The sequence below is a fragment of the Pseudomonas sp. EGD-AK9 genome, assembly GCF_000465935.2.
Lineage (GTDB): Bacteria > Pseudomonadota > Gammaproteobacteria > Pseudomonadales > Pseudomonadaceae > Aquipseudomonas.
Genome location: NZ_AVOF01000107.1, coordinates 20656 through 29097 on the forward strand (window position 1 = coordinate 20656; position 8442 = coordinate 29097).

General features: G+C 67.4%; 8 protein-coding genes. 1 reads left to right on the forward strand and 7 read right to left on the reverse strand.

The features are described 5' to 3' along the window. Positions 1 to 41 precede the first annotated feature (41 nt). The gene (locus N878_RS06020; protein ID WP_021442778.1) at positions 42 to 248 is read left to right on the forward strand and encodes a hypothetical protein; all 207 of its coding nucleotides are present in this window, start codon (positions 42 to 44) and stop codon (positions 246 to 248) included. Here N878_RS06020 and N878_RS06025 read toward each other — a convergent pair. The 7 genes from N878_RS06025 to N878_RS28855 all read right to left on the reverse strand — a co-directional run. Continuing rightward, positions 245 to 481 carry a hypothetical protein gene (locus N878_RS06025; RefSeq protein WP_021442779.1) on the reverse strand — a complete coding sequence of 79 codons (237 nt, stop codon included), beginning with the start codon at positions 479 to 481 and terminating at the stop codon, positions 245 to 247. The genes N878_RS06020 and N878_RS06025 overlap by 4 nt on opposite strands. Further along, positions 481 to 2238, reverse strand: coding sequence for a hypothetical protein (locus N878_RS06030; RefSeq protein ID WP_021442780.1), 1758 nt, complete (start codon positions 2236 to 2238; stop codon positions 481 to 483). The genes N878_RS06025 and N878_RS06030 overlap by 1 nt, the downstream gene beginning before the upstream one ends. Continuing rightward, positions 2239 to 3036, reverse strand: coding sequence for a hypothetical protein (locus tag N878_RS06035; protein WP_021442781.1), 798 nt, complete (start codon positions 3034 to 3036; stop codon positions 2239 to 2241). A 4-nt stretch (positions 3037 to 3040) separates the two neighbouring features. Further along, a complete protein-coding gene (locus N878_RS06040) occupies positions 3041 to 4006 on the reverse strand; it encodes a hypothetical protein (protein ID WP_021442782.1) in 966 nt (321 codons plus the stop codon). Positions 4007 to 4054: 48 nt separating this feature from the next. Then, positions 4055 to 7633, reverse strand: coding sequence for a hypothetical protein (locus N878_RS06045; RefSeq protein ID WP_021442783.1), 3579 nt, complete (start codon positions 7631 to 7633; stop codon positions 4055 to 4057). 42 nt (positions 7634 to 7675) lie between these two features. Next, positions 7676 to 8116: a hypothetical protein gene (locus N878_RS06050; RefSeq protein WP_021442784.1), complete on the reverse strand. Its 441-nt coding sequence runs from the start codon at positions 8114 to 8116 to the stop codon at positions 7676 to 7678. Then, positions 8116 to 8442, reverse strand: a 327-nt coding sequence (locus N878_RS28855; protein ID WP_031302823.1) for a hypothetical protein, incomplete at its 5' end; no start/stop codon positions are given. The genes N878_RS28855 and N878_RS06050, both read right to left, overlap by 1 nt.

Consider the following 8442-nt stretch of genomic DNA (forward strand, 5'->3'; position numbering starts at 1 on the left):
CTAAGGTTGAACGACAGACACTACTGCATGGAGGCAGACGCATGGCGTTCGTACTCAAGGGCCGCGCCGGGGATGAGGTACTGCTACGCATCGAGCAGGACATCAGCGAGGTTGAGCTGCGTCAGCTCATCGCTGAAGGCATCACGATCCGCATTCGAGATCTACACCGCAGTCACGCTCACCTGGCGATCAAAGCGCCCCAGGCCGTGAGCATTGACTGGAGCGGTGAGCCAGAACCACCCGCCTAAACATCCACATCAAAATGCGGCAGGCTCGGCGCCGGCCCGGTGATCACGCCATCGGCGATGTAGGCCTTGCTGTTCACGGCGATGTCGACGCCGCGCACGGTCACGCGAGTGCCGGTGCGCAGTTCCACTTCGCTGGTGCCGGCCGTGGTGTTGATGCTGCGCACGATGGCTACCGTGCGTACGCCGCCGGGCAGTAGGCCGATAAAGCGGCGCCAGGGGTTGATTGTCGCCATCAGTGGTGCCGCTCCAGTTTGATCTGCTGTTTCACCCGCACGGCGCCGGTGCCCTCGGCGCTGATGTCCACGCCGAGGCACAGGCCGACCCAGGCGCCGGACTCCTCGGGCACCTGGTACAGGTGCGCCGGGAGGATCAGCCCCACGCCGTGGTCATTGCTGAACGGGAACAGCGGGATGGTCAGGCTAACGATCTCGATGTTGCCGCCCTTGCTCAGCTCGTGCGTGCCGCGGGCCAGGTTGGCGGGCTGGTCGGTCAGCCAGTCGTCGAACACGTCCGGCGTCGGGTTATCGCCGGCAGTGCCGGCGCGGCGCACGAGCATCGAGCAGCCGACCGAGGTGCCGCTGGTGTAGCAGGCGTTCCAGGCTGGCTGCGGCGTCCACTCGCCGCCCAGGTCGGTCATCATCGCCGGCGGGATGATGCGCGTGATCGGCGCGTCGACCTGGTCCCACTCCCACGGCGGCACCGGGTAGCGCGGCAACACGTCCAGGTGGTCGCTATCGCGAGCGGGCAGCACCACGGCGCCCACCGTATCGGCCAGCCGGGCGATCACCTGGATGGCCGTCTGGCTCTGGTAGCTCAACGCGCCGGCCGGGAACGGCCAGTCGGTGGCCTGCCAGGTCAGGGTAAAGCCCGTGTTCAGCAGCTCGGCCTCGGCGGCCTGGCCGGCGTTGATCGGCGCCGCGTTGAGCGCACTGCGCAAGGGCGCGTAGGGCGCGGCCAGCAGTTGGCCGCGCGTGCCGCCGGTGATGGTGTAGGCCTCGGCCGGGAAACGCTGCTGACGGCTGTAGCGCTCGACGAGCAGCACCCACTTCCAGCCGTTGATATCCAGCTCAAGCTCGCCGGCGCCGCCGGCATCCGGCTTCACCAGCTCCAACGCCGCGCGGGTGAAGATGTCGGCGCTGAAGGCCCAGCTGAACGAGTCTGCATCCAGGGAGATGCGCACGTTCTTCGCCTCGATGGGCGTGCGCGAGGGCAGCGCCACCAGGTTGACGGTGTTGGCGATCATGTAGGTATCCAGTATCTCGGGATCGGGCGGCGGCTCGGGCAGCGGTTTGACCGGCCCGGGGTAGTCGATGTACTCGATGCCGGTCAGCGGCCCATCGAGCACCCGCGCCCGCCCCCAGGGCAGGCGGTTGCGAAGGTTCAGCCGGCGCGCGTCCTGCCAGCGCAGACTGGTGCGGGCCATGTCGGTCGGCTGGATGGCCGCCTTCACGGGCACGAAGCGAAAGTCGAAGAAGACAGCCGGCGAGGTGTTCGGGAAGTACGGCCGGCCGCCCAGGTTGAAGGCCAGCGCCCCAGTCCCAGGCACGTACAGGCTGGCCTGCAGCGCGGTGGCGGCATCGAAGCGCGGGCCGAACTCATTCGAGCGGCGATGGCCGAGCCATAGGCGCACATCCTTGTGCGCAGGCTCCGGGTTGTAGATCAGCCGCAGGCGCAGCTCGGCCGGGCGAATCGACCGATCCCAGCCAGCCGCCAGGGCCAGATCCCGGGACGGCACCCAGCTCCAGGGCATGGCACCTGGCCGCCGATCCAGCGCCTGGGCAGGCAACCAAGGCGCGCCGCGCGACAGGTCACGCAGCGGCACCGCCGACCAGCCCACATCGGCAGCGCCGCGATCCAGCACTCGCCCCTGCTGCCAGGCCGAGCAGCGCGACAGCGACAGAGGCCGCAGGCCATTCCACGGCACGGCCTCGCCCTGGCGGTCGACCTGGGCAGCACGACCCCAACCGCCGCCAACGATGATGCTCAACATTCAGACCACCTCGACAGGGATCGGCCCATGGGCCAGGGGGCGGAAGTAGCGCACGGCGATAGCCCGCGCGGTGCCCAGCAAGCGCGATGGGTTGTCACCCTCGGCGGCCCACCACTGCGGCTCAGCTGGCGGCAGCTGCCCGGCCTCGGTGATTTCGTACAGCCAGCCGCCAAACTGTGTAGGCCTCACCCGCTGGCCGGCCGTGACTTCCAGATTGGCGGTAAAGGCTAGGCCGTAATCATCGGTGGCCATCGCGTACACGCTGCCCCCTAGCACCCGCACCTCCACCGCCCCCTCGCCATCAGGCGTAGGGCCGAAGCCGGCTAGGCGCCACTGGCCCTCGAATGTCCGCTCCACCAGAACCACCTCACGCGAAACGGGTGCACGATCCACGCGAACCAAGGCATTCACTAGAGCCGGATCGCCCGGCGAGCCGCCCGTACCATCCCCCATGGTGATGTTGAAGGTGTAGGTGCCGCTTTCGGTGAAGGTCAGGTAAGCCGCGCGGATCTTCCTCGGGGCGTTGTCGTCCGCGCCCACCACCAGCCACTCGCCCTGGGCCAACAGCTCCGCCGTGGGAATCTTGAAGGTTTGCTCACAGACGCCATCGCCAGCACCAGGGTCTACAAAGATCATTTCCAGCTTAGCGACGCCACTCCAGCTGCGATAAAACCGCAGCTCTCGACGGCCCAAGGCCCACTCGCCTTCCCTCTGTAGCTTAAAGTTCAAGGTCTCATGCGGAATCACCGGGGGGCTCTCTTGAACCGGATGCCCGTAGGCCGTGCTGAGTACAGTCATGCCATCACCAATAGGCCGGGTTGTCAGTGATCATCAGCATGGGTGCTGGGTTGTATGTGTAGGCCAACGAGTAGTTATAGCCATCCCCAAGATCAATCGGGGTGAAGCAGGTGCGCGAGTTGTACGTGCCGGAAAAGCCAATGGCAGCAGCGGCATTGGGGTTAACACAGCCCGCCACTTCAAGGGCAATTCGCAGACCACGAAGGTCTCCCGCAACGACGCCGCCCCCCATCCAAGTAACAGGCCCCAGATGTAGCTCGGGTATAAGCCCGGACCAAGTCATAACCCGGTAAGCCACGGTGGAGTGGTAGAGATTGGCCTCCACTGACAATGAGCCGGTGTCCACTAACAAGCCTGTACTGGGATCGCGCAGCGCAGTGAATCCGAGCTTGGAGAAATAGTTGTTGGGGTAAGAGCCACTAGGCGACGCCTCTAGCCCACCGATAGCAATGACATTGCCCTCAAGGTCATCGCCCACATACATCAGCGCACTACCGGAACTGCCACCCCCTCCCGGGGTCTCGGTGTTGCCGTTCTCCGACCAGTTGAAGATAAAGGTGTTCTCATCCCCTGCGACAACCCAGGAAGTAGACCCCGAGCGGTGGTTAAGCGCATGGGTGAACGCATGAACAGCACTCCCCGCCACTACACCGGACACAACCCCATTGCCCAGCATGTTGTAGCTGCCATCCACCCCAGTGAAGTCCTCGGCCAGAGTCAACTGCAACGCCAGGGCAGCCCCGCCCCACAACTTGAAGTGCAGATAGGCGCCCCCCGGCTTACCCTGCCGGAAGACAAGGTAGTTGGGGTCATCCACAACCAGCTGCCATCCCAGCGGCTGAATCGAGCCGTTCCCCGTGGAAAGCAGGACTTTGATCATTGCCGAAAACTGCCCCCATCGAGTGGAGATGGTCGGCGAGTAGGACATCGTGGGCACGCCCGGCGTGTCCCGGTGGTAGAAGCGAATCATCGATCATCCTTTGCTGAGAGAGGCGGGGCCTGGTAAGGCCCCACCGGGTTAATCGGCATCGCCCCGGATCTGCAGATAGAACTCGTCGTCATCCACCGTGCCCTGCCCGCTGATCACGGTACGAATCACCCACATCGGCCCCAACGCCGAATCGGTGTTGAAGCGCACGGCGTTGCCGGCCGCCCAACCACTGCCCCACCCCTGCCAACGGATGGTGAAATACGGCTCGCCGGTCAGGGCGTTGATCGGCGAGCAGTCCGAGCTGGTATTGCCGGTGGCGATCACCCCCAGCTTCTCCTCCACCACGTTGAATGCGCCGGAGCTGGTGAACACCAGCGCCCACTTGCCGTCGATGGCGCCGCCGTTGGTGATGATTGGCGGGTAGCTCAGGCTGTTGTATTGCGCGGTGGTGGTGTTGCCGATGGGCGCATCCGTCCAGTTCGGCGCGCCGCTGCTCCAGGTCTGCTGGGTGAACCAGGTGTGGATGCGCGACTGCAGGTCACCCCAGGCCACTGCACTGGAGACCTGCGCTTCACCGGCAGGCAGATCCCACGGCAGCGGCGAGCCAATGCCCAGCTCGCCGGTAATCTGCACCTCGGTGCACAGCGTCATGTGCTCCACCCGGTCGCGAATCAGCAGCGGCGTGGAGAGCGGGTTGCCCTCCTCGTCCTGCAGCACCAGCGGGTTGGCCCAGGTCACGGTGCCGGCGTCACGGTCGGCGCTGTAGGAGGCCGCGCGCAGCACCACACCGTTGCCATCCACCACCTCGATGGCCGCCTGCTGCTGGCGGGCCAGCGTCACGGTGCCGCCTGGGTCCGGCGAGGCCACCGGCGTTTCGGCGGTGTGGTGGATCACCAGCACATAGCCCTCGCTGTAGATCGGCACCCGGCCATCGGCTGGCAGGCGCACCGGGTCCAGCCCGAGCAGGCCGGCATCCAGCGGCAGGCGCGTCTGCACCACGGCGTTGTAGCGCAGCAGCAGCGGGATCACCGGCACATCGCTGTTGCCGGTGTCGTCGGCCGGGTCGGTGGTGAACGTCAGCCGGGCGATGCCGGTTGTGGCGTCCACCGTGCCGCGTACGATGCCGGTGTCGAACTCGCCATTGAGATCCGCCGCGGCCGTAACGATCTCGGCCGTATCGGCACGCACCACCGTCACCTGCATGCTGCCGGCGCGCAGCGGCGCGCCGGGGGTGCGGAAGGTCGCAGCGGTTACGCTGAAACCTACCGCCGTGGTCAGGCAGGCCAGCAGCACCACGGGGCCCGAGGCGTTGCCCGCGTAGCTGCTCAGCGTCGCGGTACGGTCGGCATAGTTCACCGTGCCCACCGCGGTGCCGCCGTTGGTGTTGCTGGCGATATCGCGGTAGAGGATGCCGGAGCGGTCGGTGTACAGCCCGCCATTCCACGAGAACAGCAGCGAGCCGGGCACGATTGGCTCGGCAATGCCCGGCAGCAGCTCAACGGTGATCGGCGGCTGGGCCTGGCTGGCACTCTGCGGGTCGGTGCTCACGCTGTCGGCCTGGGCCGAGTGGGTGAGGGTGCCGCCAAAGGCCTCGCGCAGCTGCACCACGGTGGTGACCAGCACCGGCTCGGTCTTGCGCAGGAAGCCGCTACCCGTAGAGCGGTTGCTGTAGGTGTACTCGGTGTAGTCGTACAGCGCTGCCACCTGCAGCACCACCTCGCCGGTGGTGTAGTTGATGCTGCCGGCCCGGCCGCCCTGCCAACCACCGGCGCCGTTGTCGTTCGCCACGTTGGCCAGGTCGCGGTAGCCGTCATATACCGGCAGCGCGTTGCCGGTCTCGATCACCTGCCAGTTGATGGCCGGCGCGGCCTGGCGGCGGGTGGTCATCCAGCTCACCCGCACACTGCCCGGCTTGAGCGGCGCACCCGGGATGGTGAACGTCGTCATGCCGCTGCCGTCGCTGCTCACGCTCTGCGCCGCGCTGTCGACGGCGCCCTGCTGCCAGTTGTAGGCGATGCCGCTGGCCGGGGTGGCGGCGAGCAACATGTTCACCTCGCCCGAGGCGTAGGCGATAGTGCCACTGCCGCCGGTGCCGCTCAGGTTGCCCTGGCCGTCGTCGGTCAGCGTGCGCACGGTGCCGGCGGTGTAGGTGGCCGAGAACGTGCCCGGCACCACCCCGCCCTCGGGCAGGGTGTAGCGCACCCGCAGCACGGGCACCACACTGCCGCCAGCGCGCTGGGTGATGGCGTTGTCGGCCGAGCTGACGTAGCTGTACACCAGCGAGCTGCCGACATCCGGCAGCGCGTTGAGGGTCAGCGACACCGAGCCGGTCGCGAAGGCAACGGTGCCGGCGCCCTCGCCCACCAGCAGCCCGTCGCCGGGGTCGCGCAGCTCGTACCATTTGCCCAGCGCCATGTAGGCCACGGACAGCGTGCCGGCCCGCGGTACGGCGCCGGCCAGGTTCAGGGTGTAGACATAGCCGCGGCTGCCCAGGGTGATTTCCAGCTCGCCGGTGATGGTGTCACCGGTGGCCGCGGCGCCAGGCCGGTAACTGCCGGTGGCCGAGCCGGTGAAGCTGGTGCCGGTGCGCACCAGGGTGATCTCGCCGGTCTGGTAGTCGATGCGCCCGGAGCTGAGCCAGTTGCTGCCGCTCACATATCGCAGGCCGCCCTTGCTGTCGTCGGTGTAGGTGCCGCTGTTGACGGTGATGCTCAGCGTGCCAGGCGCACAGCCGGTACCCAGGAAGGTGCGCGACTCGCCCACCACCGCACCCGCGGCGACGGTGAGGTTTACCGAGCGCTGCGGGCCGGCCGGCACATAGATCTGCCGCTGGTAACCGCCGAGCAGGTCGACCAGGGCGGTCTCTTTCGTGGTGCTCGGCACCAGTTGGGAATACACGCTCTCGACGCGCAGGTTGAGCGCGCCAGCACTGACAGCTTCGGCCAGCGGGCTGATGCCGTAGTAGCGCGCGGCGTCCGCCACCTGGGTGCTCAGCACCCGGGCGCGCGCCTGGCCGTCCAGACTTGTGGGCGTGGTGCCGGCTGGGGTGACCTGGCCGCCCGGAAACAGTACCTGCAGCGGCGCGCTGATCTTCATGTCCAGCCGGCGGCGGGTGAAGTTGATGAAGTTGCCGTTGCCGTAGTCGTAGGTGAAGGTCTCCAGGCGGGCGTCCACCTCGGTCAGGCGCACATACTGGGTGCCGTTGATGCCCGCCAGCTGGAACACCTCGCCCACCTCGGGGATGCGCTGCTCCTCGCGCTGCACGCAGGCGATGGCGCGCTGGCCGGCCAGCTGGGTGCCAAGCAGTTCGAACGGCGCCGCGGTGGCGGCGGCCACGTAGCTCTCGATGGCATCGCGCGCATTGGCGCGCACGTCGGTCTGGCTGCCGGTATTGAACAGCAGCACGCTGACGCGCGGGTCGGCCGGTGCCTGGGTGACGATGCCATGGGCGCCCAAGTAGGCGTCGTTGTTCTGGGTCATCACGCCAGCGAACACCTTGCGCAGGTTGATGCGGCCGGTGGTGCGGTCGAGGCGGCTGATGTCGGGGAACAGGTTGTTCACCTCGCCATCGACCACGGCGTTGCCGGTGGCGCGGCCACCACCGTCCGCTTCGTCAGTCAGGCGCTGGCTCTTGAGCAGCTTTACATCGGTGACGTTGATCGTCATGCCAATCTCCAGGCAACAAAAAGCCCGCACGGGGCGGGCTGATCAGGGTTCGGGGTCGGGCTCAGGCGGCGGTGGTGGCGCCACGGTGATCAGGCGCAGGGTCAGCTCGTGCAGCCAGTCGGGGTCCGGGTTGACGGTGCGGTGCACCGCCCGCGCCTGCACCGCCGGGCCGGCCACGCGGTTCCAGGTCACATAGTGCTGGGCGCCGGTCGGCAGGGTGAGCAGGTGCACGGCGCCCGGCACACTGGCCAGCGCTTCCAGCTCGCGCACCCTGGCCAGCGTGAACCAGGCCCCGCCGTTGCTGCTGAGGGTGATCGGGCGCCCGTACAGCTTGGCGCCCTCCTGTACGATCAGCGCGCCGGTGAGGCTGCGTTCCTGCTCCTGCTCGACGGCGTTCCAGTCCCATTCGTCTACCCACTCCATCTGCTCGCCGCCCAGGGCTGGGTTGTCCGCCAGGTCGATTGCGTCCAGGGTCAACTGCATTACAGCGTCCTCAAGCCGGCCTGCTCGAGGATGCCGAGCAGGTTGGTTTCATCAGTGTCACTGCCCACGGCCACATCCACCGCCGCCCGCCCCGGCACTTCCAGCCGGATGACCTTGCGCGGTTCCTGCGCCTGCTGCTCGGTCGGCTTGGCCTGCTGGGCTTCCATGCGTTTCTGCTGCTCCTCGCGTTGCCGCTGCTGGGCAGCTTCGGCCTCGATCTGCCGCAGCATGCCGAGCGCGCGGCCGGCATTGGCCACGGCCTGGCTGTCGCCACCGGCCTGCGCTTCGGCCAGCTGCGCCTGCAGCTCGCGCTGTCGGGCAGCGAA